Origin of the sequence: Pseudomonas lopnurensis (genome assembly GCF_015070855.1) — a bacterium.
Lineage (GTDB): Bacteria > Pseudomonadota > Gammaproteobacteria > Pseudomonadales > Pseudomonadaceae > Stutzerimonas > Stutzerimonas lopnurensis.
In genome coordinates this window covers 1-25,887 of the sequence record NZ_JADDIX010000025.1, presented here as the reverse complement: position 1 = coordinate 25,887, position 25,887 = coordinate 1, and the positions used below count along the sequence as shown (strand labels likewise).

At 66.6% G+C, this 25,887-nt stretch carries 27 protein-coding genes; 17 read left to right on the top strand and 10 right to left on the bottom strand.

Features of this window, described 5'->3' with window-relative positions; genetic code table 11:
- Positions 1-316: 316 nt before the first annotated feature.
- Both IN820_RS05650 and IN820_RS05645 read left to right on the top strand, forming a co-directional pair.
- Positions 317-628, top strand: a complete 312-nt coding sequence (locus IN820_RS05650) for a DUF883 family protein (protein ID WP_193680039.1) — start codon at positions 317-319, stop codon at positions 626-628.
- Between the two features lie 13 nt (positions 629-641).
- The gene (locus tag IN820_RS05645) at positions 642-1,250 is read left to right on the top strand and encodes an NAD(P)-dependent oxidoreductase (protein ID WP_193680038.1); all 609 of its coding nucleotides are present in this window, start codon (positions 642-644) and stop codon (positions 1,248-1,250) included.
- A gap of 5 nt (positions 1,251-1,255) precedes the next feature.
- Here IN820_RS05645 and aroE read toward each other — a convergent pair whose 3' ends face one another.
- Together aroE and hemF are read right to left on the bottom strand one after the other, a co-directional pair.
- Complete coding sequence (gene aroE / locus IN820_RS05640) at positions 1,256-2,074, bottom strand: shikimate dehydrogenase (RefSeq protein ID WP_193680037.1); 819 nt, start codon at positions 2,072-2,074, stop codon at positions 1,256-1,258.
- Between the two features lie 83 nt (positions 2,075-2,157).
- A complete protein-coding gene (gene hemF, locus IN820_RS05635) occupies positions 2,158-3,075 on the bottom strand; it encodes an oxygen-dependent coproporphyrinogen oxidase (RefSeq protein WP_193680036.1) in 918 nt (305 codons plus the stop codon).
- 156 nt (positions 3,076-3,231) lie between these two features.
- Here hemF and IN820_RS05630 point away from each other — a divergent pair, with 156 nt between their 5' ends.
- Complete coding sequence (locus tag IN820_RS05630) at positions 3,232-4,209, top strand: quinone oxidoreductase family protein (RefSeq protein ID WP_193680035.1); 978 nt, start codon at positions 3,232-3,234, stop codon at positions 4,207-4,209.
- Between the two features lie 49 nt (positions 4,210-4,258).
- Here IN820_RS05630 and IN820_RS05625 read toward each other — a convergent pair whose 3' ends face one another.
- The 3 genes from IN820_RS05625 to IN820_RS05615 form a co-directional block, all read right to left on the bottom strand.
- Positions 4,259-4,816 carry an L-threonylcarbamoyladenylate synthase gene (locus IN820_RS05625; RefSeq protein WP_193680034.1) on the bottom strand — a complete coding sequence of 186 codons (558 nt, stop codon included), beginning with the start codon at positions 4,814-4,816 and terminating at the stop codon, positions 4,259-4,261.
- 178 nt (positions 4,817-4,994) lie between these two features.
- On the bottom strand, positions 4,995-6,095 hold the full coding sequence (dprA, locus tag IN820_RS05620; RefSeq protein ID WP_193680033.1) for a DNA-processing protein DprA: 1,101 nt from the start codon (positions 6,093-6,095) through the stop codon (positions 4,995-4,997).
- Positions 6,096-6,337: 242 nt separating this feature from the next.
- The gene (locus IN820_RS05615) at positions 6,338-7,363 is read right to left on the bottom strand and encodes a LysM peptidoglycan-binding domain-containing protein (protein WP_193680032.1); all 1,026 of its coding nucleotides are present in this window, start codon (positions 7,361-7,363) and stop codon (positions 6,338-6,340) included.
- Positions 7,364-7,511: 148 nt separating this feature from the next.
- Here IN820_RS05615 and def point away from each other — a divergent pair, with 148 nt between their 5' ends.
- The 9 genes from def to IN820_RS05570 all read left to right on the top strand — a co-directional run bounded on the left by def (position 7,512) and on the right by IN820_RS05570 (position 15,653).
- Positions 7,512-8,018 (top strand): peptide deformylase, encoded by a 507-nt coding sequence (gene def / locus IN820_RS05610; RefSeq protein ID WP_193680031.1) that lies wholly within the window; start codon positions 7,512-7,514, stop codon positions 8,016-8,018.
- Positions 8,019-8,071: 53 nt separating this feature from the next.
- Positions 8,072-9,016 carry a methionyl-tRNA formyltransferase gene (gene fmt, locus IN820_RS05605; protein ID WP_193680030.1) on the top strand — a complete coding sequence of 315 codons (945 nt, stop codon included), beginning with the start codon at positions 8,072-8,074 and terminating at the stop codon, positions 9,014-9,016.
- Entirely contained in the window at positions 9,013-10,341 is a 1,329-nt protein-coding gene (rsmB, locus tag IN820_RS05600; protein ID WP_193680029.1) for a 16S rRNA (cytosine(967)-C(5))-methyltransferase RsmB, read from the top strand. Before fmt ends, rsmB begins: the two co-directional genes overlap by 4 nt.
- Positions 10,338-11,711 carry a Trk system potassium transporter TrkA gene (gene trkA, locus IN820_RS05595; RefSeq protein WP_193680028.1) on the top strand — a complete coding sequence of 458 codons (1,374 nt, stop codon included), beginning with the start codon at positions 10,338-10,340 and terminating at the stop codon, positions 11,709-11,711. The genes rsmB and trkA overlap by 4 nt, the downstream gene beginning before the upstream one ends.
- Before the next feature lie 361 nt (positions 11,712-12,072).
- Positions 12,073-12,930, top strand: a complete 858-nt coding sequence (ehuB, locus tag IN820_RS05590) for an ectoine/hydroxyectoine ABC transporter substrate-binding protein EhuB (RefSeq protein WP_193680027.1) — start codon at positions 12,073-12,075, stop codon at positions 12,928-12,930.
- Between the two features lie 120 nt (positions 12,931-13,050).
- Positions 13,051-13,710 (top strand): ectoine/hydroxyectoine ABC transporter permease subunit EhuC, encoded by a 660-nt coding sequence (ehuC, locus tag IN820_RS05585; protein ID WP_193680026.1) that lies wholly within the window; start codon positions 13,051-13,053, stop codon positions 13,708-13,710.
- A complete protein-coding gene (gene ehuD, locus IN820_RS05580; protein WP_193680025.1) occupies positions 13,707-14,366 on the top strand; it encodes an ectoine/hydroxyectoine ABC transporter permease subunit EhuD in 660 nt (219 codons plus the stop codon). Before ehuC ends, ehuD begins: the two co-directional genes overlap by 4 nt.
- Positions 14,363-15,208 carry an ectoine/hydroxyectoine ABC transporter ATP-binding protein EhuA gene (ehuA, locus tag IN820_RS05575; protein ID WP_328822076.1) on the top strand — a complete coding sequence of 282 codons (846 nt, stop codon included), beginning with the start codon at positions 14,363-14,365 and terminating at the stop codon, positions 15,206-15,208. Before ehuD ends, ehuA begins: the two co-directional genes overlap by 4 nt.
- Before the next feature lie 127 nt (positions 15,209-15,335).
- Positions 15,336-15,653, top strand: a complete 318-nt coding sequence (locus tag IN820_RS05570) for a tetratricopeptide repeat protein (RefSeq protein ID WP_193680024.1) — start codon at positions 15,336-15,338, stop codon at positions 15,651-15,653.
- Positions 15,654-15,686: 33 nt separating this feature from the next.
- Here IN820_RS05570 and IN820_RS05565 read toward each other — a convergent pair whose 3' ends face one another.
- From IN820_RS05565 to IN820_RS05550, 4 genes are read right to left on the bottom strand one after another with little or no spacing between them, the layout of a single operon-like run.
- Positions 15,687-15,953 (bottom strand): PilZ domain-containing protein, encoded by a 267-nt coding sequence (locus tag IN820_RS05565; RefSeq protein ID WP_193680023.1) that lies wholly within the window; start codon positions 15,951-15,953, stop codon positions 15,687-15,689.
- 26 nt (positions 15,954-15,979) lie between these two features.
- Positions 15,980-16,867 (bottom strand): lysophospholipid acyltransferase, encoded by an 888-nt coding sequence (locus IN820_RS05560; RefSeq protein ID WP_193680022.1) that lies wholly within the window; start codon positions 16,865-16,867, stop codon positions 15,980-15,982.
- A 55-nt stretch (positions 16,868-16,922) separates the two neighbouring features.
- A complete protein-coding gene (locus IN820_RS05555) occupies positions 16,923-17,534 on the bottom strand; it encodes a pyridoxamine 5'-phosphate oxidase family protein (RefSeq protein ID WP_193680021.1) in 612 nt (203 codons plus the stop codon).
- Complete coding sequence (locus IN820_RS05550; protein WP_193680055.1) at positions 17,531-18,085, bottom strand: DNA-3-methyladenine glycosylase I; 555 nt, start codon at positions 18,083-18,085, stop codon at positions 17,531-17,533. Before IN820_RS05550 ends, IN820_RS05555 begins: the two co-directional genes overlap by 4 nt.
- 120 nt (positions 18,086-18,205) lie before the next feature.
- On the opposite strand from IN820_RS05550, the gene glyQ reads away from it, so the two are divergent.
- From glyQ to IN820_RS05525, 5 genes are read left to right on the top strand one after another with little or no spacing between them, the layout of a single operon-like run.
- The gene (glyQ, locus tag IN820_RS05545; RefSeq protein WP_103457560.1) at positions 18,206-19,153 is read left to right on the top strand and encodes a glycine--tRNA ligase subunit alpha; all 948 of its coding nucleotides are present in this window, start codon (positions 18,206-18,208) and stop codon (positions 19,151-19,153) included.
- A complete protein-coding gene (gene glyS, locus IN820_RS05540; protein ID WP_193680020.1) occupies positions 19,150-21,270 on the top strand; it encodes a glycine--tRNA ligase subunit beta in 2,121 nt (706 codons plus the stop codon). Before glyQ ends, glyS begins: the two co-directional genes overlap by 4 nt.
- 4 nt (positions 21,271-21,274) lie before the next feature.
- A complete protein-coding gene (gmhB, locus tag IN820_RS05535) occupies positions 21,275-21,817 on the top strand; it encodes a D-glycero-beta-D-manno-heptose 1,7-bisphosphate 7-phosphatase (RefSeq protein WP_103457558.1) in 543 nt (180 codons plus the stop codon).
- Positions 21,814-22,563 (top strand): lysophospholipid acyltransferase family protein, encoded by a 750-nt coding sequence (locus tag IN820_RS05530; RefSeq protein WP_193680019.1) that lies wholly within the window; start codon positions 21,814-21,816, stop codon positions 22,561-22,563. Before gmhB ends, IN820_RS05530 begins: the two co-directional genes overlap by 4 nt.
- A gap of 49 nt (positions 22,564-22,612) precedes the next feature.
- Positions 22,613-23,989 (top strand): diguanylate cyclase, encoded by a 1,377-nt coding sequence (locus tag IN820_RS05525; protein WP_193680018.1) that lies wholly within the window; start codon positions 22,613-22,615, stop codon positions 23,987-23,989.
- Positions 23,990-24,324: 335 nt separating this feature from the next.
- On the opposite strand, the gene ahpF is transcribed toward IN820_RS05525, so the two are convergent.
- On the bottom strand, positions 24,325-25,887 hold the full coding sequence (gene ahpF, locus IN820_RS05520) for an alkyl hydroperoxide reductase subunit F (protein ID WP_193679040.1): 1,563 nt from the start codon (positions 25,885-25,887) through the stop codon (positions 24,325-24,327).

Below are 25,887 nucleotides of genomic sequence, written 5' to 3'. Positions count from 1 at the left end.
AGCTTTGCGCGCTGGAATATTCGCGGGCATGGACTCGGCGTCCCCGCCCTCTCCTACAGGGATACGTCTATCCGCAACAGCCAACTCGGACAGAGCCAAGGATAAAGCCCGCTGACAAAAGCCGGGATATAGGTAAACAACGGTTTGCGCCGCCGTTTCGCTCGCAGGATGAGGCCGTGCGCTGCTGATGGCCGTCGCCACCGGCGGCGTCTTCGAGGTGTTGCACGGATGCTGGACTGGGCCGGACCGGGACGGCGGCGCACCTCTGGGCGATGTCGCGGTCTAACGCTCACACTTACCGAGGGGAGCTCCCGCCATGTCCCGTTTCAGCCACAAGCCCACCACCCGAGAAGAAGTCCAGCACGAGATCGACAACCTGATGCGCGCGCTGGACGAGCTCCGCCACGATGCCGCACAGGATTCGCGCCAACACCTGGGCGCCCTGCGTTCGCGCGCCGAATCGCTCTGGCACGATCAGCACTGGGACAAGCACTATGCCGACCTGTCCCAGCGCACCCGCGAAGCCAGCCGCCTGGCCCGGGACTGCGCCCGCGAGCATCCCTGGGGCACGGTGGCGCTGGCCGCTGGCGCCTGCGCGCTGATCGGCTATCTGATCACCCGCCGCTGAGCGGCGTCGCACCATGCTCAACGCCGAGACGCCACGGCTGAAGTTCGCCCTCTACGGCGCGCATTCGGATCTCGGCAGTGCGCTGCTGGTGGAGCTGCTCAGCCGCCAGCACGAGGCCGTGGCGCTGCTCGATGAGCTCAATTCGATGACCGCCCGGCCGGGCCTGCGGACCAAGCCGGGCGATCTCTTCGATCCACTGAGTGTCAGCGAGAGTGTGGCGGGCATGGACGCGGTGATCTGCCTGTTCAACGCGCCGCGGCTGCCGAGCACCGATGCGCTGACCGGCGAGTCCCGGCGCGACTTCTACCAGGCGGTGGAAGCCTTGCTGCTAGGGCTGGAGCGGGTAGGGGTGAGCCATCTGCTGTTGATCGCCGATTTCCCGGCCATCGAGCAGCAGCCCGAGGTCGAGGCGGCGCTGCAGCGGCTGGCGGCCTATCCGCTGCGCTGGACGCTGGTGGATACGCCATCCTCGGGTGACCTGCTGACGATCGAGGCACTGGCCGCGGCAGCCGACAGCGGCGACGACAATCCATACCGACTGCTGCAACGCATAGCCGCCGGCATCGTCGACGAGCTGGAGCAGCCCCGGCACATCCACCAGCGCATCCGCTTTCGCGACTGAGCGGCTCAGCCGGCGTTCAACTGACGGCGCAGTGCGGCGAGTACCGGCGCCGTATCCGGGCGCACCCCGCGCCAGAGTTCGAAGGCCTCCGCCGCCTGCTCCACCAGCATGCCGAGACCGTCACGGGTCTCGGCGCCGAGGGCCGCGGCCCACTGGCAGAAGGGCGTGGGCGCCGCGGCGTACATCATGTCGTAGCAGAAGGTCCGCCCCGGAACGATCAGGCCGGCGGGCAGCGGCGGCAATTCGCCGCCGAGGCTGGCCGAGGTGCCGTTGACGATCAGGTCCACCGGCTCGCCGAGCTGCTCGAAAGCGCTGGCCGCCAGCGGGCCGAGGCCGGCGAATTCGTGCACCAGTTGCTCGGCCTTGCTCGGCGTGCGGTTGGCGATGATCAGCGTGGCGGGCTTGTGCGCCAGTAATGGTTCGAGCACCCCGCGCACGGCGCCGCCGGCACCCAGCAGCAGGATGCGCCGGCCGGCCAGCGGCACGCCGGCATTCAGCAGATCGCCGACCAGCCCGGCGCCATCGGTGTTGTCGCCCAGCAGACGGCCATCATCGAGCTTCTTCAGGGTATTCACCGCACCGGCACGGCGGGCACGCTCGCTGAGCAGGTCGGCCAGCCGGCAGGCCTGTTCCTTGAACGGCACGGTGACATTGGCGCCCAGACCGTCGCGGAAGAACGCGCGGGCGAAGGCCGGAAAATCGTCCAGCGGTGCCAGCAACGGTTCGTAGCTCAGCGCCTGGCCGGTCTGCGCGGCGAACATGGCGTGAATCTGCGGCGACTTGCTGTGGCCGATGGGGTTGCCGAAAACGCCGTAGCGGTCCATGGGAATCCTCGAGTTGCAAGCTGCAAGCCTCAAGCTGCAAGCACGACGGCTTGGCTTGTGGCTTGCAGCTTGGGGCTTGGGGCTTATGGCTGCTCTTTCAGCCAATCGCGTTCCTGCAGGAAGTATTCGGTCAGGCGCGCTTCCGGCGTGCCCGGCTGCGGATGCTTGTCGTAGCCCCAGCGCACCAGCGGCGGCAGCGACATCAGGATGGATTCGGTGCGCCCGCCGGACTGCAGGCCGAACAGGGTGCCGCGGTCGTAGACCAGGTTGTATTCGACGTAGCGGCCGCGGCGCAGGGCCTGGAACTCGCGTTCACGTTCGCCGTACGGCGTACCCTTGCGCTGCTGCACGATCGGCAGGTAGGCCTCGAGGTAGGCATCGCCCACCGCGCGCATGAAGGCGAAGCAGGTGTCGAAGTCCCATTGGTTGAGGTCGTCGAAGAACAGCCCGCCGACCCCGCGCGGCTCGTTGCGGTGCTTGAGGTAGAAATAGCGGTCGCACCATTGCTTGTAGCGCGGATAGACCTGCGCGCCGAACGGCGCGCAGGCGTCACGCGCGACCCGGTGCCAGTGCACGCAGTCTTCCTCGACGCCGTAGTAGGGCGTCAGGTCGAAGCCGCCGCCGAACCACCAGACCGGCTCTTCGCCGTCCTTCTCGGCGATGAAGAAGCGCACGTTGGCGTGGGAGGTCGGCACGTGCGGGTTCTCCGGATGGATCACCAGCGATACGCCCAGGGCCTGGAAGCCGCGCCCGGCCAGTTCCGGGCGATGTGCGCTGGCCGAAGGGGGCAGGCCGGCACCGTGGACATGGGAGAAATTGACCCCGCCCTTTTCGATCAGCGCGCCGTTCTCGATCACGCGGGTCCTGCCACCGCCGCCACCCGGTCGCGTCCAGGCATCCTCGACGAAACGGGTGCTGCTGTCCTCGGCTTCCAGGGCCGCACAGATGCGGTCCTGCAGATCGAGCAGATAGGCTTTGACGGCTTCGGTCCTGTCGTTCACGAAATCACCTTGCGAAAAACCGCAGACCCTGCGGAGAACCAGGCAGGGCAGTGCTTGAAGGAGGGGTAGGACCGGCAAGCATAACACTTGCCCGATTGACGAACGCGGCTGCGACAGGTTGGATAGACCACTTTCCCGAACAATCAGGAGTCCGTCATGTCCCAGCGCATCCAATTCAGTCAGCACGGTGGCCCCGAAGTTCTGGAGCTGGTCGAGGCTCCCCTCCGCGAGCCGGGCGCCGGCGAGGTACGCGTGCGCAACCATGCTGTCGGCCTGAACTTCATCGACACCTATTTCCGCAGCGGCCTCTATGCGCCGCCGAGCCTGCCCTCCGGGCTGGGGATGGAGGGTGCCGGGGTGATCGAGGCGGTAGGCGAGGGCGTCAGCGCCTTTCAGCCGGGCGACCGGGTCGCCTATGCCACCGGCCCGCTGGGCGCCTACGGCGAGCACCACACCCTGCCGGCACGGCATCTGGTCAAGTTGCCGGAGTCGATCGGCTTCGAGCAGGCCGCCGCGGTGATGCTCAAGGGCCTGACCACTCAGTACCTGTTGCGCCAGATCCATCCGCTGCAGGCTGGCGAAACCGTTCTCTTCCATGCCGCCGCCGGTGGTGTCGGTTCCATCGCCTGCCAATGGGCCAAGGCCCTCGGCGCCCGCCTGATCGGCGTGGTCGGCTCGCCGGAAAAGGCCGAGCGGGCCAAGGCGCTCGGCGCCTGGGCCACCATTGACCGCAGCCGCGAGGACGTGGTGCAGCGGGTACTGGAGCTGACCGACGGCAGGAAATGCCCGGTGGTCTATGACTCGGTGGGCAAGGACACCTGGGAGGTCTCGCTGGACTGCGTCGCGCCACGCGGCCTGCTGGTGAGCTTCGGCAATGCGTCCGGTGCCGTCAGCGGAGTGAACCTCGGCGTGCTGGCACAGAAGGGCTCGCTGTTCGTCACGCGGCCGGTCCTCGCCGGCTATGCCGATACCCCGGAACGCCTGCAGGCCATGGCGGACGAACTGTTCGAGATGATCGCCAGCGGCAGAATCCAGGTCGAGATCGGCCAGCGCTATTCGCTTGGCGAAGCCGCCGAGGCCCAGCGCAAACTGGCCGGGCGCGAAACCACCGGCTCCACCATCCTGGTGCCGTAGGCTTCAGGCTTCGATCCTGTGCCAAGCTCCTTGGCGTTTCGCCGGCCGCTCAAGCCGGCCGGATAATCTCGCCGCTGCGCAGATCGCGGATGGTGCTGGGATTGCGTCGCCCGCCCAGCGGGCCGTTGAACACGGCGTCCAGCTGCTGCGGAAAATACTGCTCCACGCGCAGCCGCGAACGCGCCGCGGGGCGCCCGGCGGGGTTGGCCGAGGTGGACACCAGCGGGCCGGTCAATGCACAGAGGCGAGCGACCAGCGGATGATCGGTGACCCGCAGGGCGACACTGTCGTGACGTCCGCTGATCCACTCGGGCAAGCGATCACGATGGGGCACCAGCCAGGTGTTCGGCCCCGGCCAGCTGCTGGCCAGACGATCGAGCCAGCGTTCGGGCAGATCGTCCAGCAGGAAGTCGAACTGCTCGATGCGGTCCGCGACCAGAATCAGCCCTTTTTCCACCGGCCGTTCCTTCAGCGCCAGCAGGCGCAGCACCGCCTCTTCCTCCCAGGGATCGCAGCCCAGCCCCCAGACCGCTTCGGTCGGATAGGCAATCACACCACCGGCCCGGACCACCCGGGCGACCTGTTGCACACGCCAACTGCCGATCATGGCGACCTCTGCTCGATAAAGGGCAGCAGTGTACCCAAGCCGCCCACCACGCGCAGGGGTTGAATGGCTCGCGTAGGTTGGGTTGAGGAGCACGGCGACGAAGCCCGACTCACGCAGTGGTTATGAGCCGGGCTCCGTGTTGGGCTTCGCTTCGCTCAACCCAACCTACGGCACTGCATCAACGCAGTGTCCGGGCCGACCAGAGGCCGTTGTCGCAGATGACCCGCCCGTCGATTTCCAGCTCGGTGAGTTCGGCCAGCACCTGCGCCAATGGCTGATCGAGCGCCAGGGCCAGCGCTTCGCTGCTCAGCGACGCGGCCAACAGCTCGCGCAGCAGCGGATGCTCGTTCTCCGCATCCGGCGCTGCGGCCGCCGGATGCGGCGCCAGCCGCTGCCAGCCACGCAGCGCCTCGAGCACGTCCTGCACCGATTCCACCAGCGCCGCACCCTGGCGGATCAGTTGATGACAACCGCGTGCGCCGGGGTGATGGATCGAGCCGGGAATCGCGTAGACCTCGCGGCCCTGCTCGGCGGCCAGCCGCGCGGTGATCAGCGAGCCGCTGGAGAGGCTCGCCTCGACCACCAGCACGCCGAGCGACAAGCCGCTGATGATGCGGTTGCGCCGCGGAAAGTTGCTCGCCTGCGGCGCACAGTCCAGCGGCAATTCAGAGACCAGCGCACCGCCCTGTTCGATGATCTGCCGGGCCAGCCGTACATGGCGCTGTGGATACAGCCGTTCGAGCCCGGTACCCAGCACTGCCACGGTCCTGCCGCCAGCATCCAGAGCGCCCTGGTGAGCCGCACCGTCGATGCCCAGTGCCAGGCCGCTGGTGATGACGAAACCGGCCCCGCCCAGGCTGCGGGCGAAGGCCCGTGCATTGTCCAGACCATTGCGCGAGGCGCGGCGGCTGCCGACCATCGCCAACTGCGGCCGCTCGAGCAGGCCCGGATCGCCGGCAATGAACAGCAGCGGCGGGGCATCCGGCAGTTCTGCCAGCAATGCGGGGTAGGCCGGATCGTCCCAGCTCAGCAGATGGTGCCCGGGCTGCTCCAGCCAGAGGAGGGCGGCGCCGGCCCGCTCACGGATCTCGGCGCTGCGCCGCGGCTCGGCACAGCTGGCCGGCAGCCCCAGCGAACGCCAGGCGCTGGCCGGCGCACTGAGCGCGGACGCGGCATCGGGAAAGGCGCTGAGCAGTTTGCCGAGGCGCCGCGGCCCGAGCTCGGGCAGCAGGTGCAGGCGCAGCCGGGCTTCGAGTTCGGCGGGGGAAATGGCGGGCATGGGCGAGCGCTCCTTGTCTCGTCGCACCGCATCCGTGCGGTGCTTTTTTATTGGGTTTTATCGGGCTGGAACGAAACAGGCCCGCATCAGCGCAATGCTGTTCACTCAACACTGACACCCGATCCAGACACTGGATGCAGGAGGCGAATGTAGGAGCGGGCCGTGCCCGCGATTCGCGCGCATGGCGCGCTCCTACAGCAGTCTGTGCTTATCTGAAAGCATTACCGCATCGGCGGGCTTCCTTACGGGTTGCGAACCTTGTCCTTCACCGCCAGCGAGCGGGTGGCCTGCAGCACCAGGCCGTAGCTGAGCTTGTCGTAGCTGCGGAACACCATCAGCAGCCCGGAGCGCTCGTCCGGAATCTTCACGTTCTCGCCGGTCACGCGGTCGCGCACGGTTTCGCCGGTCTTGTACACCGCCAGCACGTTGCCGGCCTGCAGGCCGTCGCGGGCACCCTTGTTGAGCGTGACCACGTCGAACTGGCCGATCTGGGTGACGCCACGCGGCACGTCGAGGATCACCCCCTCGACCTCGGTAGCCGGTGCGCTGGGCATGAAGGTGGAGTTGACCGCACGCTCCTCGCTGGGGAACAGCCGATCGCCGATGCGCGCTTCCTGGGTGGTGCGAGTCAGCTGCATGGTGGCGATGTCGCCTTCGACGTCGGAGATTTCCACGTTGCCGACGTCATCGGCGTTGATGCCGAGGAATTCGCCACTGACCGGATCGACGTAGGTCTTGCCCTGGCGGAAGATGCCGTAAGCCGGGATCTGCGCGCTGAAGTCGCCGCGGCCGTAGATACGGTCGCCGGCGCCGCTGATCACCCGCTCGGCATTGCCGGCGACGATATAGGGCGCGGCCTGGAACTGCTCGGCGGTGTCGATGATGCGGTTGCTCAGCAGGAAGCTGTTGATCGCCTCCAGCGGGATGGTCGGGATGGCTTCGACCATCGGTGTGGTGCGCACGGTCGGCGACAGTTTGATGGTGCCGCGCGAAGTACCGCGGTCGAGCACCAGCCGCGGCTGGCCGTCGACGTAGACGAGGCTCAGGGTATCGCCAGGGTAGATCAGGTGAGGATTCTCGATCTGCGGGTTGGCATGCCACAGTTCCGGCCATTTCCAGGGTTCGCGCAGGAAGCGTCCGGAAATGCCCCAGAGGGTGTCGCCCTTCACCACGGTATAGCGCTCCGGGTGGTTGTCCTTGAGCTGCACCGCAGCCTGGGCGATGCCGCCGACGGCCACCAGCAGCAGGGCGAGTAGTGATTTCCTCATGTGGTGAATCCCTTTATTATGTGCCTTCACGTAAAGCGCCCTAGCGCCGCGAAACCCTTGTGGAACGCGGCATTAAGCCGTTTTCCATGCTGCTCGGCATCTTAGCAGCGGCTTTTGACTTTATTCCATAAGTGCATCACAAACGCATATGGCCATTCTGAACATCCTTGAATTTCCCGATCCGCGGCTGCGCACCATCGCCAAACCGGTGGACGTGGTCGATGACGGCATCCGCCAGCTGATCGACGACATGTTCGAGACCATGTACGACGCCCCGGGCATCGGCCTGGCGGCGACCCAGGTCAATGTGCACAAGCGCGTTGTGGTGATGGACCTGTCCGAGGACAAATCCGAGCCGCGGGTCTTCATCAACCCCGAGTTCGAGCCACTGACCGACGAAATGGACCAGTATCAGGAGGGTTGCCTGTCGGTGCCCGGCTTCTATGAGAATGTCGACCGTCCGCAGAAGGTCAGGGTCAAGGCGCTGGACCGCGACGGTCAGCCCTACGAGCTGATCGCCGAAGGGCTGCTGGCGGTGTGCATCCAGCATGAGTGCGATCACCTCAACGGCAAACTGTTCGTCGATTATCTGTCCAATCTCAAGCGCGACCGGATCAAGAAGAAGCTGGAAAAGATCCACCGCCAGCAGGCTTGATGCCCGAAACCTCGAAGGCTTGCCACGGCAAGCCTTTTTCTTAGCGAGCTATCATGACCCAGCCATTGCGCATCGTTTTCGCCGGCACCCCGGAATTCGCCGCCCGGCACCTGCAGGCCCTGCTCGATGCGGGCCAGTCGATCGTCGCCGTCTACACCCAGCCCGACCGCCCCGCCGGCCGCGGGCAGAAACTGATGCCCAGCCCGGTCAAGCAGCTCGCCGTGCAGCACGGCATTGCCGTATTCCAGCCGCAGACCCTGCGCGATCCGGCGGCGCAGGCGGAACTGGCGGCGCTGCAGGCCGACCTGATGGTGGTGGTCGCCTATGGCCTGATCCTGCCGCAGGCGGTACTCGACCTGCCGCGCCTGGGCTGCATCAACAGTCATGCCTCGCTGCTGCCTCGCTGGCGCGGTGCCGCACCGATCCAGCGCGCGCTCGAGGCCGGCGACGCCGAATCCGGCGTCACCGTGATGCAGATGGAAGCGGGGCTGGACACCGGCCCCATGCTGCTCGAAGTCGCCACGCCGATCGGCGCCAGCGACACCGGCGGTACGCTGCATGACCGTCTCGCCGAGCTCGGCTCGCAGGCGCTGGTGCAGGCCGTCGCCGCCCTGGCCGCCGGCACGCTGGTGCCGCAAGCGCAGGACGACAGCCGCGCCACCTACGCGCACAAGCTGAACAAGGACGAGGCGCGCATCGACTGGACGCGCCCGGCCGTCGAACTGGAACGGCTGATCCGCGCCTTCCATCCCTGGCCGATCTGCCACAGCACGCTCGCCGGCGAGGCGCTGAAGATCCATGGCGCGCGTCTCGGCCAAGGGCAGGGCGAGCCCGGCCTGATCCTCGCCGCCAGCAAAGACGGGCTGACCGTCGCCTGCGGCGAGGGCGCGCTGCTGCTGACCCGCCTGCAACTGCCCGGCGGCAAGCCGCTGAACTTCGCCGATCTGTACAACAGTCGCCGCGAGCAGTTCGCGCCCGGCCGGGTACTCGGTCAATGAATCCGCGCCTGGCGGCGGCCCGTGCGCTGAGCGTCGTGCTGTCGGGCAAGGCGTCGCTGGGCAGCAGCCTGCCCGAAGTGCTGGGCAAGGTCGATGCGCGTGATCGCGGCCTGACCCAGGAGCTCGCCTTCGGCACCGCACGCTGGCAGCCGCGCCTGGCCGGCCTGGCGGCCAGGCTGCTGCAGAAGCCGTTCAAGGCCGCCGATCGTGATGTCGAGGCATTGCTGCTGGTCGGCCTTTACCAGCTGTTGCATACCCGCATTCCGGCCCATGCCGCCATCGGCGAGACCGTCGGTTGCGTCGACAAGCTGAAGAAGCCCTGGGCCAAGGGCCTGCTCAACGCCGTACTGCGTCGCGCCCAGCGCGAAGGCGAGGCGCTGCTGGTCGAACTCGAACACGATCCGGTGATCCGCGTGGCGCATCCGCGCTGGCTGCAGAAAGCGCTCAAGGCCCATTGGCCCGAACACTGGGAAGCCATCTGTGCAGCGAACAACGCCCACCCGCCGATGCTGCTGCGGGTCAATCGCCGCCAGCTCAGCCGTGACGCCTATCTGGCCGAACTGCAGGCGGCCGGCATCGAGGCCTATCCCTGCGTATTCAGCGAGGACGGCATCCGCCTGGCCGCGCCCTGCGACGTTCAGCAATTGCCCGGCTTCGCCGAAGGACGCCTCAGCGTGCAGGACGAGGCCGCCCAGCTGGCCGCCGCGCTGCTGGATCTGGCGCCGGGCCAGCGCGTGCTCGACGCCTGCTGTGCGCCGGGCGGCAAAACCTGCCACCTGCTCGAGCGCGAGCCGCAGCTGGCCGAGCTGATCGCCCTCGATCTGGAACCCAAGCGTCTGGCGCGGGTCCGGGAAAATCTCGAGCGGCTGCAGCTCGACGCCGAGCTGCTGGCCGCCGATGCCCGCGCGACGGCCAACTGGTGGGACGGCAAGCCGTTCCAGCGCATCCTGCTCGATGCGCCCTGTTCGGCCACTGGCGTGATCCGTCGGCACCCGGACATCAAGTTGACCCGCCAGGCCGAGGATATTCCGCCATTGGCCGCGCTGCAGGGCGAGATGCTCGATGCCCTGTGGCCGACCCTGGAAGTCGGCGGTGTGCTGCTGTACGCCACCTGCTCGGTGTTGCCGACCGAGAATCGCGAAGTGATCGGCGCCTTTCTCGAACGCACCCCGGGTGCCCGCGAACTGGACCTCGGCGGCAGTTTCGGCGTGCCCCAGACGCATGGACGCCAGCTACTGCCACGGGTCGACGGGCATGACGGGTTCTACTACGCCAAGCTGATCAAGATCGCTGCCGCACCGCGCAGCCAAGAGGGTCGCTCGTGAAGATCATCATTCTCGGTGCCGGCCAGGTCGGCGGCACGCTCGCCGAGCACCTGGCCAGCGAGGCCAACGACATCACCGTGGTGGATACCGATGGCGACCGCCTGCGCGACCTCGGCGATCGCCTGGATATCCGTACCGTCCAGGGCCGCGGCTCCTTTCCGACCGTGTTGCGCCAGGCCGGCGCGGACGACGCCGACATGCTGGTGGCGGTGACCAACAGCGATGAGACCAACATGGTCGCCTGCCAGGTGGCCTATACCCTGTTCCACACCCCGACCAAGATCGCCCGGGTGCGCGAGTCGGCCTACCTGGTGCGCTCCGGCCTGTTCGCCAACGAGGCGATTCCGGTGGACGTGCTGATCAGCCCGGAGCAGGTGGTCACCAACTACATCAAGCGCCTGATCCAGCATCCCGGCTCGCTGCAGGTGATCGACTTCGCCGAGGGCAAGGCCCAGCTGGTGGCCGTGCGCGCCTACTACGGTGGGCCGCTGGTGGGCCAGGAGCTGCGCCAGATCCGCCGCCACATGCCCAACGTCGATACCCGCGTGGCGGCGATCTTCCGCCGCAACCATGCGATCCTGCCGCAGGGCGACACGGTGATCGAGGCCGATGACGAGGTGTTCTTCATCGCCGCCCGCGGCCACATCCGCGCCGTGATGAGCGAGATGCGCCGCCTCGACGAGAACTACAAGCGCATCGTCATCGCCGGCGGCGGGCACATCGGCGAGCGCCTGGCCGAGGCCATCGAAAGCCGCTACCAGGTCAAGATCATCGAGATGAACCCGGCGCGCTGCCGCTACCTCTCGGATACGCTCGACAACACCATCATCCTGCAGGGCAGCGCCTCGGATCGCGACCTGCTGGTCGAAGAGAACATCAACGAGGCGGACGTGTTCCTCGCCCTGACCAACGACGACGAGGCCAACATCATGTCGTCGCTGCTGGCCAAGCGCCTGGGCGCGCGCAAGGTGATGTGCATCATCAACAACCCGGCCTACGTCGACCTGGTCCAGGGTGGCGAGATCGACATCGCCATCAGTCCGCAGCTGGCCACCATCGGCACCCTGCTGACCCACGTACGCCGCGGCGACATCGTCAGCGCGCACTCGCTGCGCCGCGGCGCAGCCGAGGCCATCGAGGTGATCGCCCACGGCGATTCGCGCTCGAGCAAGGTGGTCGGGCGCGCCATCGAGCAGATCGCGCTACCGCCGGGCAGTACCATCGGCGCGGTGATCCGCGCCGATCAGGTGCTCATCGCCCATGACGACACGGTGATCGAATCCGGCGACCACGTGATTCTCTTCCTCGTCGACAAGAAGCACATCCGCGATGTCGAGCGGCTGTTCCAGGCCGGCCTGACGTTTTTCTAAGGCCACGTATGCGTTGCCCGTAGGGTGGGCATGGCCGATCATTCTGTTTTTCAATCGTTCGATCCTGTACCCCGGCGAAGCCCTGCCGCCACCTCTCTCTCAAGAGTTCGGCAGACTTCCATCCGATCGTCTCCAATCGACTCAAATCCCTTCCGATTTCCATTTCCCGCCCAGCTTTTGTACCCTCCCATGACCCGGTCGCATGAGCAACCGGGACGCGATCGATTGAACCAGACTATGGCCGCTCGATTTTTCCGGCACCCTGCCGCTTCAGGTCATTGAAACCGATGCACCAGACACCCTCCTAAAACACATCGATCCGATTCCTCGGGTCTCTACAAGGAACAGGAGAATTTCCCCCATGAGGAACACCCCCATCCCGACACGCGCTCACCGGCTGCTGATCGCTTGCACCACCCTGGCCAGCATCACCTTCGCCAGCCTGACCCAGGCCGATACCCTGGAAACCATCAAGGACAGCAGCAGCGTGCGCATCGGCTACGCCAACGAAACCCCCTTTGCCTACACCGCGCTCGACGGCACGGTGACCGGCGAATCGCCGGAGATCGTGCGCAAGGTCTTCGAGCGCCTGCAGATCGACACCATCAAGCCGGTGCTCACCGAATGGGGTTCGCTGATTCCCGGCCTGCGCGCCGGGCGCTTCGACCTGATCGCCGCCGGCATGTACATCACCCCCGAGCGCTGCAAGCAGGTGCTGTTCACCGACCCGCACTACCGCCTGCTCGACACCCTGCTGGTGGCCGAGGGCAACCCGAAGAAGCTGCGCAGCTACGAAGACATCGCCGGCAACCCGGACGTCAAGCTGGCGATCATGTCCGGCACGGTGAACCTGGGCTATGCCCGCCAGGCCGGCATCCAGGATTCGCAGATCGTCCAGGTCCCGGACACCACCTCGCAGCTGCAGGCGGTGCGCAGCGGGCGCGCCGATGCCGCCATCGGCACCCAACTGACCATGCGCGGCCTGGCCGCGAAGGCCGGCAACGACGTCGAGGCCATCGCCGACTTCAAGGACGACCCCGCCCGTGCCGGCTATGGCGCGCTGGCGTTCCGCCCCGAGGACCGGGCGCTGCGCGATGCGGTCAATGCCGAGCTCAAGCAGTGGCTGGGCAGCGACGAGCACCTGAAGACGGTCGAACCGTTCGGCTTCGACCGCTCGAACCTGACCGACAAGACCGCAGCCGAGCTCTGCGGCTCCTGAAGCATCCCGGGCGGCCCGTCGGCGCTGCCGGCCGGTCGACCCGGCAGTGAACGCTGACCAAGGCTGTGCCGTGCGCTTGCGCAGCCTCGGTCAGCGCTCCGGCAACCGGATAGCGCCAACATGACTGAACTGCTTCCCCTCCTGCTGCAGGGCGCCTGGGTGACCGTCAAGGTGACCTTCTTCGGCTCCCTGCTGGCCATCGCCTGCGCGCTGATCGGCGCACTGGCGAGGCTGTCGCCACTCGCGCCGCTGCGCTGGCTGGCGATCGTCTACATCGAAGTCTTCCGCGGCTCCTCGCTGCTGGTACAGCTGTTCTGGCTGTACTTCGTGCTGCCGATGCCGCCGTTCAATATCGAGATGAGCGCCTTCGCCGTCGCGGTGGTCGGTCTCGGGCTGAACATCGGCGCCTATGGCGCCGAGGTGCTGCGCGGCGCCATCCGCTCGGTACACCAGGGCCAGCACGAGGCCTGCCAGGCACTGAACATGACGCCGGCCACCCGCCTGCGCCGGATCATCCTGCCGCAGGCGCTGCTGGCGGCGATCCCGCCAGGCACCAACCTGCTGATCGAGCTGCTGAAGAACACCTCGCTGGTGTCGCTGATCACCCTCTCGGACCTGGCCTTCCGCGCCCGCCAGCTGGATCAGGCGACGCTGATGACGCTGGAAATCTTCGGCCTGGCGCTGGTCATCTACTTCGTCCTCGCCCAGGCGATCAACTTCGCCATGCGCCGGCTGGAACGCCACCTGGCACGCGGCCGGATGCGCGGAGGGCTGTCATGAACTTCTTCGACTGGCCGTTCGCCCTGGAAATCCTGCCGCGCCTGCTCGACGCCTCGCTGGCCACACTCGGCATCGCCCTGGCCGGTTTCGCCATCGCCGTGGTGCTCGGCCTGTTCCTCGCCATCGGCCGGCGCAGCCGGCAGCGCTGGCTGTCCTGGCCGATCACCGGGCTGATCGAATTCATCCGCAGCACGCCGCTGCTGATCCAGGTGTATTTCCTCTTCTATGTGTTGCCCAACTATGGGCTGCAGCTTTCGGCGTTGCAGGCCGGGATCATCGGCATCGCCCTGCATTACGCCTGCTATACCGCCGAGGTCTACCGTGCCGGGCTGGACGCGGTGCCGCGCGCACAATGGGAGGCGGTCACGGCGCTGAACATGCGGCCCTGGACCGCCTACCGCGACGTGATCCTGCCGCAGGCGCTGCGCCCGGTGCTGCCGGCGCTGGGCAATTACCTGATCTCGATCCTCAAGGACACGCCGGTGCTCTCGGCGATCACCGTGGTGGAAATCATGCAGCGGGCCAAGAACATCGGCTCGGAGAGCTTCCGCTACCTGGAGCCGATCACCCTGGTCGGCCTGTTCTTCCTCATTCTCAGCCTCGGCCTCGCCTGGTGCGTGCGCCGCCTGGAAAACCGTATGGAGCCCGCCCGATGAACACGCCCGTACAACCCGACGGAACCCTGAGCCCCACCCTCGGCCCGGAGCAGCCGGAGCAGCCGGAGCAGCCCATGGTGCGCTTCGCCGGCGTGACCAAGCGCTACGGCGAGCTGACCGTGCTCGACGGCCTCGATCTCGACGTGCAGGAGGGCGAGAAGGTGGCGATCATCGGCCCCAGCGGCTCGGGCAAGTCCACCCTGCTGCGGGCGCTGATGACCCTGGAGGAAATCGACGAAGGTGTGATCGAGGTCGACGGCGAGCCGCTGACGCACATGCCCGATGCCAGCGGCCGGCTGGTGCGTGCCAATACCCGCCATCTGCGGCGGGTGCGCGGCAACGTCGGCATGGTGTTCCAGAGCTTCAACCTGTTCCCGCACATGTCGGTACGGCAGAACGTCATGGAGGCGCCGGTGCAGGTGCTCGGACTGGCCAAGAGCGAGGCCCGCGAACGCGCCGAGGAACTGCTGGCGATGGTCGGCCTGGAGGACAAGCTGGAGCATTTTCCCGCACAGCTGTCCGGTGGCCAGCAGCAGCGGGTCGCCATCGCCCGGGCGCTGGCCATGCGGCCGAAGGTGATGCTGTTCGACGAAGTCACCTCGGCACTCGACCCGGAGCTGTGCGGCGAGGTGCTGAACGTGATCCGCCGTCTCGGCGAGGCGCACAACCTGACCATGCTGATGGTCACCCACCAGATGGGCTTCGCCCGCGAGTTCGCCGACCGCGTGTGCTTCTTCCATCAGGGCCGCATCCACGAGCAGGGCACTCCGGACGAGCTGTTCAACCAGCCGCGCGAGGACCGCACCCGCGAGTTTCTCAGCGCGGTCAACGAGGCCAGCTAGGGGGCGTTGACGTTTCGCGGTTCGCGATGAAACGGCAACAGCCCCTAGGCTAAAGGCTAACGGCAACTCCACCCGGCTCTGCTTAACTTGGAGCCAATGGCCCGGGGGGCCGCCGATGGAGCACGACATGCTCGAATCCCTGGAAAAGATGCTCGCGCAAGGCATGGACAACCCGATGCTGCGCTTCGGCCTGGGCAAGGGCTATCTGGATGCCGGCGAGCCGGGCAGGGCGGTGCCGCACCTGCGCCGCTGCGTCGAACTCGATCCGAAGTATACGGCCGCCTGGAAACTGCTGGGCAAGGCGCTGCAGGCCGACGGCGACAAGCAGGGCGCCCATCAGGCCTGGGAGCGCGGTATCGCCGCGGCCATCACCCATGGCGACAGGCAGGCGGAAAAGGAAATGAACGTGTTCCTGCGCCGGCTCGATCGGCTCACACCGGACTGAGACCGGCCGCGCACCGAAACGGCCCGGCGGCAATCACTCCTCGCGAAGGAACTGCAGGCCGGCGCCTTCGCCATCCACCCGCATGACCACCATCCGCAGCTCCGGTGCCGGGATCGGCAGATCCTGCACCTGGCCAGTGACCACCGCACCCGGCTGCAGCATTACCAGTTGCGGATGCCGGACATACACGCCGCCGTCGGAGAGGTCGCTGGTATGGGCGTAGACTTCGCCGAAGGAAGGGTGGGTGATCCGGATCCGGCATTTCATGCTGGTCCGTGGGTGCCGTCGCTGATTGCGCATGCGCTCGTCCTTGTGCTGAGTATCGGTCAGTACCAGCGCTTCTCGCCCGGCGGCCGTTTCTTGAAGCGCTTCATGGTCCACATGTACTGGCTGGGGTAGGCGCGCACGTATTTCTCGATCGTCGCGCTCATCGCCGCCACGGCGGTTTCGGTGTCCTCGCTATACATGCCCTCGGGCGCCGCCTCGAGAATCACCTTGAAGCCCGAGCCATCCTCCAGGCGCAGCGCATGGAGGAACACGCCGACCGCCTTGCCACCGGCGAGCATGCCGGGGACGAATTTGCTGGTCAGCGCCTGGATGGCGAAGAAGGGCACGAACAGGCCGCTGCCTTCGCTGGGCTCGGGATCGGCGGGAATGCCCACCGCACCGCCGCGGCGCACTTCCTTGATGACGCTGAGGATGCCTTCGCGGGTCGACGGGGCGACGCGGTTGCCCAGTTGCACGCGTTGCTGCTGCAACAGATCGTCCACCGCTTTCAGCTTGGGCGGACGATAGAAGATGACCGGTTTGCATTGCGCACAGTAGAAATGATTGAGCACCTCCCAGTTGCCCAGGTGGCTGGTGATGCCGACCACGCCCTTGCCGGAGGCCAGCGCCTGCTCCAGCACCTCCAGGCCCTCGACCTGGCGGATCAGCCGCAGGGTCTTGTCCGCCGGCCAGATCCAGGCACAGGCGCTCTCGGTGAAGGTCTTGCCGGTTTCGCCCAGGGTGCGGCCGAGCAGGGCATCCAGTTCCGTGGCGTCCAGTTCGGGGAAACACTTGTGCAGGTTGATCCGCGCCACATCGCGCGAGCGGTTCGGCAACTTCCACATCAGCCAGCCGATGGCGTTGCCCAGCGCCTGCACCGCGCGCCAGGGCAACAGGGCGAACAGGCGCAGGAAGCCGACGACCAGGGCGCCCTTGAGTTTTTCCACGACAGACTCCAACCACTCGGAAAAGCGCCAAGTGTAGCGACCACGCCCGGTGCAGTCAGTAAAGGCTCGTCCGCAGCCTGTGCTGCATGTCGCGTTCGTAGGCTTCGACATCGAACCCCTCGTCGAAAATGCAGGCGAAGATATCCCCGGCACTCGGCAGGCGGGCGCGCTCGACCTGCTGCCCGGCATCCCACAGCCGCGCACGCACGACCGCCTTGGAGCACTGGAAGTAGCAGCTCTCGATATCGATGCGTAGCACGCTGCGCGGCAGCTTGTCTTGGGCGCGCCCCAGTTCCAGCAGCGCCGGATCGATGGAAATCTGTGCGCGGCCGTTGACCCGCAGGCTCTCGCCGACGCCGGGGATGAGGAACAGCAACGCCACGCGCGGGTCGTGGACGATGTTGCGCAGGCTGTCGATGCGGTTGTTGCCGGGACGGTCCGGCAGCAGCAGGGTGCGGTCGTCGAGGATTTGCACGAAGCCCGGCGCATCGCCGCGCGGCGAACAATCCAAACCGTCCGGCCCGGCACTGGCCAGCACGACGTAGGGCGAGGCGGCGATCAACTGGCGGTAGGGCTCGATCAGCCGGGGCAGTTCCTTGCGTCGCGAGCGCTCGTGGCTTTCGCCGTAGAGCGCCCGCAACTGCTCCTGCGTGGTGATGGTGGTCATGGGGCGTTCAGTTGCGCATGGCGGTCGCAGTCGATGGTGTGGTCCATCACCATCCCCGTGGCCTGCATGAAGGCATAGCAGATCGTCGGCCCGACGAAGCTGAAGCCGGCCTTCTTCAACGCGCGGCTCATGGCTTCGGCCTCCGGGCTGACCGCCGGCACCTGGTCGATGCGCTCGAAGCGATTGATCTTCGGTGCGCCGTCGACGAAGGACCAGAGAAAACCCACCGGATCGTCCAGGCGCAGCCAGGCCTGGGCGTTCTGCCGCGCGGCCTTGAGCTTGAGGCGGTTACGGATGATGCCGGGGTCCCGCATCAGCGTCTCGATCTCCTCGTCGGAGAGGCGCGCCAGACGCTCGGCATCGAAGCCGAACAGCACCTGGCGGTAACGCTCGCGCTTGCGCAGTACGGTGATCCACGACAGCCCGGCCTGGAAGGCTTCGAGCAGGAGAAATTCGAACAGCACCTGCGGATCGCGGGCCGGCACGCCCCATTCGCGATCGTGGTAGTCGACGTACAGCGGATCCGTGCCGCACCAGGTACAACGTGGCATATCCATCCTCGCTCTTGCGTGCCGTCCGCCGCGGCGCCGCGGGCCCGAAAGCATCGCAACCGCAGCCGTGCGGGGGGTATACTTCGAGGCTTTCTGTCGAAGCCCAGCACAGGTGAAATTTTGAGCCAGACTACGCCTGCCGTGCGCACCTTCCAAGACCTGATCCTCGCCCTGCAAAGCTACTGGGCCGAGCAGGGCTGCGTGGTCCTGCAGCCCTATGACATGGAAATGGGCGCCGGTACCTTCCACACCGCCACCTTCCTGCGCGCCATCGGTCCGGAGACCTGGAACGCCGCCTACGTCCAGCCCTCGCGCCGCCCGGCCGATGGCCGCTATGGCGAGAACCCCAACCGCCTGCAGCATTACTACCAGTTCCAGGTGGTCCTCAAGCCCAACCCGGACAACATCCAGGATCTGTACCTGGAGTCGCTGCGCCGCATCGGCGTCGACACCTCGGTGCACGACGTGCGCTTCGTCGAGGACAACTGGGAATCGCCGACCCTCGGCGCCTGGGGTCTGGGTTGGGAAGTCTGGCTCAACGGCATGGAAGTCACCCAGTTCACCTACTTCCAGCAGGTCGGCGGCGTCGAGTGCTACCCGGTCACCGGCGAGATCACCTACGGTCTCGAGCGCCTGGCCATGTACCTGCAGGGCGTCGACTCGGTGTACGACCTGATCTGGGCCGACGGCCCGTTCGGCACCGTGACCTACGGCGACGTGTTCCACCAGAACGAGGTGGAGCAGTCGACCTACAACTTCGAGCACGCCAACGTGCCGAAGCTGTTCGAACTCTTCGATTTCTACGAGAGCGAAGCCAACCGCCTGATGGCCGCCGAGCTGCCGCTGCCGGCCTACGAAATGGTGGTCAAGGCCTCGCACACCTTCAACCTGCTCGATGCCCGCCGCGCCATCTCGGTCACCGCGCGCCAGCAGTACATCCTGCGCGTGCGCAGCCTGGCGCGCTCGATCGCCCAGAGCTACCTGCTGGCCCGCGCCCGCCTCGGTTTCCCGATGGCCACCCCCGAACTGCGTGACGAAGTGCTGGCCAAGCTGGAGGCTGCAGAATGAGTGCACTGGATTTCCTCGTCGAACTGGGTACCGAAGAGCTGCCACCCAAGGCGCTGGGCAAACTGGCCGAAGCCTTCTGCGCCGGTATCGAGAAGGGCCTGAAGGATGCCGGCCTGGGCTTCGCCAAGGCGCAGGCCTACGCCGCGCCGCGCCGCCTGGCGGTGCTGGTCGAGCAGCTGGCGACCCAGCAGCCCGATCGCAGCATCAACCTCGACGGCCCGCCGATACAGGCCGCCTTCGACGCCGAAGGCGAGCCGACCCAGGCCGCCCTGGGCTTCGCCCGCAAGTGTGGGGTGGATCTGGCCGAGATCGATCGCAGCGGCCCGAAACTGAAGTTCAGCCGTACCATCGAAGGCCAGCCCGCCGCCCAGTTGCTGCCGGGCATCGTCGAGGCCTCGCTGAACGACCTGCCGATCCCCAAGCGCATGCGCTGGGCCGCGCGCAAGGAAGAGTTCGTGCGTCCGACCCAGTGGCTGGTGATGCTCTTCGGTGAGCAGGTGATCGACTGCGAGATCCTCGCCCAGCGTGCCGGTCGCGAATCCCGCGGCCACCGTTTCCACAGCCCGGGCCAGGTGCGCATTTCCAAGCCCTCCAGCTACCTGGAGGATCTGCGCAGCGCTTATGTGATCGCCGACTTCGCCGAGCGCCGCGAGCTGATCGCCCGGCGCGTCGAGCAGCTGGCCAGCGAGCAGAACGGCACGGCCATCGTGCCGCCGGCGCTGCTCGATGAGGTGACCGCGCTGGTCGAGTGGCCGGTGCCGCTGGTCTGCTCCTTCGAGGAACGCTTCCTCGAGGTGCCGCAGGAAGCACTGATCACCACCATGCAGGACAACCAGAAGTACTTCTGCCTGCTGGATGCCAACGGCAAGCTGCTGCCGCGCTTCATCACCGTGGCCAACATCGAGTCCAAGGACCCGGCACAGATCGTCGCCGGCAACGAGAAGGTGGTGCGCCCGCGCCTGACCGACGCCGAGTTCTTCTTCAAGCAGGACAAGAAGCAGAAGCTCGACAGCTTCAACGAGCGCCTGAAGAACGTGGTCTTCCAGGCCCAGCTCGGCACCGTATTCGACAAGGCCGAACGGGTGTCGCGCCTGGCCGGGCTGATCGCCGAACGCACCGGTGGCGACGCGCAGCGCGCCGCGCGCGCCGGCCTGCTGTGCAAGTGCGACCTGGCCACCGAGATGGTTGGCGAGTTCCCGGAAATGCAGGGCATCGCCGGCTACTACTACGCGCTCAACGATGGCGAGCCAGAGGATGTGGCGCTGGCGCTGAACGAGCAGTACATGCCGCGCGGCGCCGGCGGCGAGCTGCCGAGTACCCTCACCGGTGCGGCCGTGGCGGTGGCGGACAAGCTCGACACCCTGGTCGGCATCTTCGGCATCGGCATGCTGCCCACCGGCAGCAAGGACCCCTACGCCCTGCGCCGTGCCGCACTCGGCGTGCTGCGCATCCTCATCGAGAAGCGGCTGGACCTGGACCTGGTCGAGGCGGTGAACTTCGCCATCCAAACCTACCAAAGCCAGATGAGTCTGGAGATGGAATGGGTTATGGCTTCGGCGAAGAACGCGCCGCGCGGCCAAACTGTACAAACAAACCTTGAGGCTCTTGCCTCGACCATCCTGGAGTTCATCTTCGATCGCCTGCGCGCCCGTTATGAAGACGAAGGCGTCGACGTCGCCGCCTACCTCTCGGTGCGTGCCGTGCAGCCCGCTTCGGCGCTGGACTTCGACCAGCGCGTGCAGGCGGTGCAGGCGTTCCGCACACTGCCGGAAGCCGAGGCCCTGGCCGCCGCCAACAAGCGCGTCTCCAACCTGCTCAGCAAGTTCGACGCGAAGCTGCCGGAAGCGGTCGAGCCGCGCTGGTTCGACAATGCCACCGAGTTCTCGCTGTACTCGGCGATCCAGCAAGCCGAACAGGCGGTACAACCGCTGGCCGCGGCGCGCCAGTATCGCGAAGCGCTGGAACGCCTGGCGCACCTGCGTGGCCCGGTGGATGCCTTCTTCGAAGCGGTGCTGGTGAATGCCGAAGATGCTTCGGTACGCGCCAACCGCTACGCCCTGCTGGCCCGGCTGAGAGGACTGTTCCTTGGCGTTGCCGATATTTCCGCACTTGGCTAAGCCCGTGAAGCTGATCGTGCTGGACCGCGATGGCGTGATCAACGAGGACTCCGACGAGTACGTGAAGTCGCCGGAGGAGTGGATCCCCATTCCCGGCTCGCTGGAAGCCATCGCCCGCCTGTGCAAGGCCGGCTGGACGGTGGCGGTGGCCACCAACCAGTCCGGTGTCGCACGCGGCAAGTTCGATCTGAGCACCCTCGGCGACATGCATTTCAAGATGCAGCAACTGGCGATGGAGCAGGGCGGGCGTATCGACCTGATCGTGCACTGCCCGCACGGCCCGGACGATGGCTGCGAATGCCGCAAGCCCAAAGCTGGACTGTTCCGCACCATCGCCGAGCATTTCGGCCTGGCGGATCTCAAGGGGGTGCCGGTGGTCGGCGACAGTCATCGCGACCTGCATGCCGGCCTGCTGCTCGGTGGCGTGCCCTACCTGGTCAGGACCGGCAAGGGGTTGCGCACCCTGGAAGGGACCTTGCCGCCGGGTACGCAGGTCTTCGACGACCTCGCTGCCGTTGCCAACCATCTACTCGAGACGTCTCGATGAGCCTGCTGCTACCCCTGCGCATCGTCCTGTTCTATTTCCTGCTGGCCTTCACCGCGTTCGCCTGGTGCCTGGTCAGCCTGGTCTGTGCACCGTTCATGGCGTTTCGCACGCGCTATCGCTTCGTGGTGCAGAACTGGTGCCGCTGCGCCGTCTGGCTGGCCAAGGCACTGATCGGCCTGCGCTACGAGGTTCACGGCGCGGAGAATGTCCCGGCGCGTCCCTGCGTGATCCTGGCCAAGCACCAGAGCACCTGGGAAACCTTCTTCCTCTCGGCCTACTTCGAGCCCCTGACCCAGGTGCTCAAGCGCGAGTTGCTGCGGGTGCCGTTCTTCGGCTGGGCGATCATGCTGCTCAAGCCCATCGCCATCGATCGCGACAATCCCAAGGCAGCGCTGCGCCAGGTCGCCAAGCAGGGCCACGAGCGGCTGGAGCAGGGCGCCTGGGTGCTGATCTTCCCGGAAGGCACGCGCGTGCCGGTCGGGCAGCCCGGCAAGTTCTCGCGCAGCGGCGCGGCGCTGGCGGTCAACGCCAGCTTGCCGGTATTGCCGATTGCGCACAATGCGGGCATGTTCTGGCCCAAGGCCGGCTGGGGCAAGCGTCCCGGCACCATCCAGGTGGTCATCGGCCCCCCCATGCTCGCCGAGAGCGAAGGGCCACGCGCCATCGCCGAACTCAACCAGCGCGCCGAAGACTGGGTGAACGCACAGGTGCGGCAGCTCGAAGCCCAGGGCCACCCGGCCGCCTGATCCTTTCCACGGCGGAGCATGGAAATCTGACCCACCACACGAGGCCCGTATGCAGCAGATCCCCAACCATCAGTTGGTCGCCGAGTGGCTTCGCCTGCTGGAAGGCTTCCCCGCCGAAGCCGCCACGGCACTGCATGCCGTTGCCGAAGAACACAGCGCGGAACTGTCGCGCTATTTCTATGAACAGATGCTGGCCGACCCGCATTCGGCGAGTTTCCTCTCCCACGAGCAGGTGAAGAACCGCCTCGGCCAGTCCATGCAGAACTGGATCCTGACGGTCTTTTCCGCCACGACCCAGAGCGACCTGGATGCCGTCATCGACCTGCAGCGCAGGATCGGCGAGATCCATGCCCGCATCGAGATCCCGGTCAGCCTGGTGCTGCGCGGAGCGCGCTCGCTCAAGGGACGCCTGCGCGAGCTGCTGGAGCAACGCGGTCTGGACGAACCAGTGCGGCGCAAGGCGGCGCGAATGGGCGCGGACATCATCGACCTGGCGGTGGAGATCATCTGCTTCGCCTTTTCCCAGTCCCATGACCGCAATTCGCGCGCCGAGGAGGCCTACCGGCTATTCTCGGTGTCGCAGAACATCGGCGCGGAGAAGGAGCGCCAGCGCGCCGCACTGCTGGACTGGGAGAACCAGTTGATGTTCGACCTGGCCATCGGCAACACCAGCGGCATGCTGCCGCAATTGGCCAGCTCGGAGTTCGGCCTCTGGTTCCGCCACAAGGCCTCGCATGCCTTCCAGGGTTCGCCGGAAAGCGCGAGCATTCTCGACTACATCGAGCAGATCGACCGCGGCCTGAGCAGCCTCGCCACGCAGGTGCCCGGCACCAGCGGCCACCTGCCGGTGCTGCACCAGATCCGCGAGCAAACCCGCTCGATCAAGTTCCTCCTCGACAGCCTGTTCGAGCAAGCCAACGACCTCGAGGCCGGGCGCGACGTGCTGACGCGCCTGCTCAACCGCAAGTTCCTGCCGGTGGTGATGGCCAAGGAAGTGCTCTACAGCCGCCAGTCCGGCAACACCTTCGGCGTACTGATCATCGACGTCGACCATTTCAAGAAGATCAACGACAGTTACGGCCACGACGGCGGCGATCTGATCCTGCAGCAAGTCGCCACGCTGCTCGCCGCCAACACCCGTGGCGGCGACTATGCGTTCCGGCTCGGCGGCGAGGAATTTCTTCTGGTGCTGGTGGACATCGATGCCGACAAGGCCCTGCGCGCCGCGGAGAAGCTGCGCGAGCGCATCGCCAGGGAACGCTTCCGCCTGCCGCGGGGCAACGAGCTGAGCGTGACCGTGAGCATCGGCATGGCCGTGCATGATGGCCATCCGGACTACGAGCGCCTGCTGCAGCGCGCCGACCAGGCCCTCTACCAGGCGAAGAACGCCGGACGCAATTGCTGCGTGCTCGGCAAGCCGGAGTGAGCTTCTGGACTGGCGTCATAGGGTGCGTTCCACCCACCGCTGCCTGCGCATGAGCCGGCGGTGCGCGAAGCGCACCCTACAAAGCATCGGGATACAAGCTCCTACAGGAGTTCGTGCGGACCGTAGGGCGGGTTGCAACCCGCCGAACGGGAGCCGGCGTCCCGCACTGAGAATCTTCCGCATGGCGCCGTTTTTTGCTTAGGGTGCGCTCCGCGCACCGCTGCTCACACCGCATGGGCTCTGCCCGCCCCATCCTACGGTGCCGCCGAGGCGCACGAAAAAAAGGGAGCGGACTCGCATCCGCTCCCTTTGGTTTTCCGCACCCGCGCCCTGCGTCAGGCCGGCGCTGACGTGCGGATCAGGTGGTCGAAGGCGCTCAGCGAGGCCTTGGCCCCTTCGCCCACGGCGATCACGATCTGCTTGTACGGCACCGTGGTCACGTCGCCCGCGGCGAACACGCCGGGAACAGTGGTCTGGCCCTTGGCGTCGACGATGATCTCGCCGAAGCGGCTCAGTTCCACGCTGCCCTTGAGCCAGTCACTGTTGGGCAACAGGCCGATCTGCACGAAGATGCCTTCCAGTTCGACGTCGTGCACGGCATCGCTGGCGCGATCCTTGTAGGTGAGGCCGGTGACCTTCTGCCCATCGCCCTTGACCTCGATGGTCTGCGCCATCTTCAGCACGGTGACGTTGGGCAGGCTCTGCAGCTTGCGCTGCAGCACGGCGTCGGCCCGCAGTTGCTCGCCGAATTCCAGCAGGGTGACGTGGGCGACGATGCCGGCCAGGTCGATGGCCGCTTCCACGCCGGAGTTGCCGCCACCGATCACCGCCACGCGCTTGCCCTTGAACAGCGGGCCGTCGCAGTGCGGGCAGTAGGCGACGCCACGGCCGCGGTATTCCTGCTCGCCCGGTACGTTCATTTCGCGCCAGCGCGCGCCGGTAGCGAGGATCAGGGTCCTGGCCTTGAGCTCGCCGCCGTTCTCGAACTGCACGCGATGCAGGCCGTCTTCGCCCGCCGGGATCAGTTTGCTGGCGCGCTGCAGGTTCATGATGTCGACATCGTACTCACGCACGTGCTCTTCCAGGGCGCGGGCCAGTTTCGGGCCTTCGGTTTCCTTCACCGAGATGAAGTTCTCGATGGCCATGGTGTCGAGCACCTGGCCGCCGAAGCGCTCGGCCGCGACGCCGGTGCGGATGCCCTTGCGCGCGGCGTAGATGGCCGCCGACGCACCGGCCGGACCACCGCCGACCACCAGCACGTCGAAGGCGTCCTTGGCCTTGAGCTTCTCGGCATCGCGGGCGCTGGAGCCGGTGTCGAGCTTGGCGAGGATTTCTTCCTCGCTCATGCGGCCCTGGGTGAACAGCTCGCCGTTGAGGTAGATGCTCGGCACCGACATGATCTGCCGGCGCTCGACTTCGTCCTGGAACAGCGCGCCGTCGATGGCGACGTGGTGCACGTTGGGGTTGAGCACGGCCATCAGGTTCAGCGCCTGGACCACGTCCGGGCAGTTCTGGCAGGACAGCGAGAAGTAGGTTTCGAAGTGGTACTCGCCGTCGAGCGCCTTGATCTGCTCGATCACCTCGGGCGCGGTCTTCGACGGGTGGCCGCCGACCTGCAGCAGCGCCAGGACCAGCGAGGTGAATTCGTGGCCCATGGGGATGCCGGCGAAACGCAGGCTGATGTTGCCGCCGATGCGGTTGAGCGCGAACGACGGCTTGCGCGCATCGTCGCCGTCGGTCTTCAGGGTGATCTTGTCGCTGAGGCTGGCGATGTCCTGCAGCAGGCTCAGCATTTCCTGGGATTTCTCGCCGTCATCGAGGGACGCGACGATCTCGAAAGGCTGCGTGACCTTCTCCAGGTAGGCTTTCAACTGGGTCTTGAGATTGGTGTCCAACAT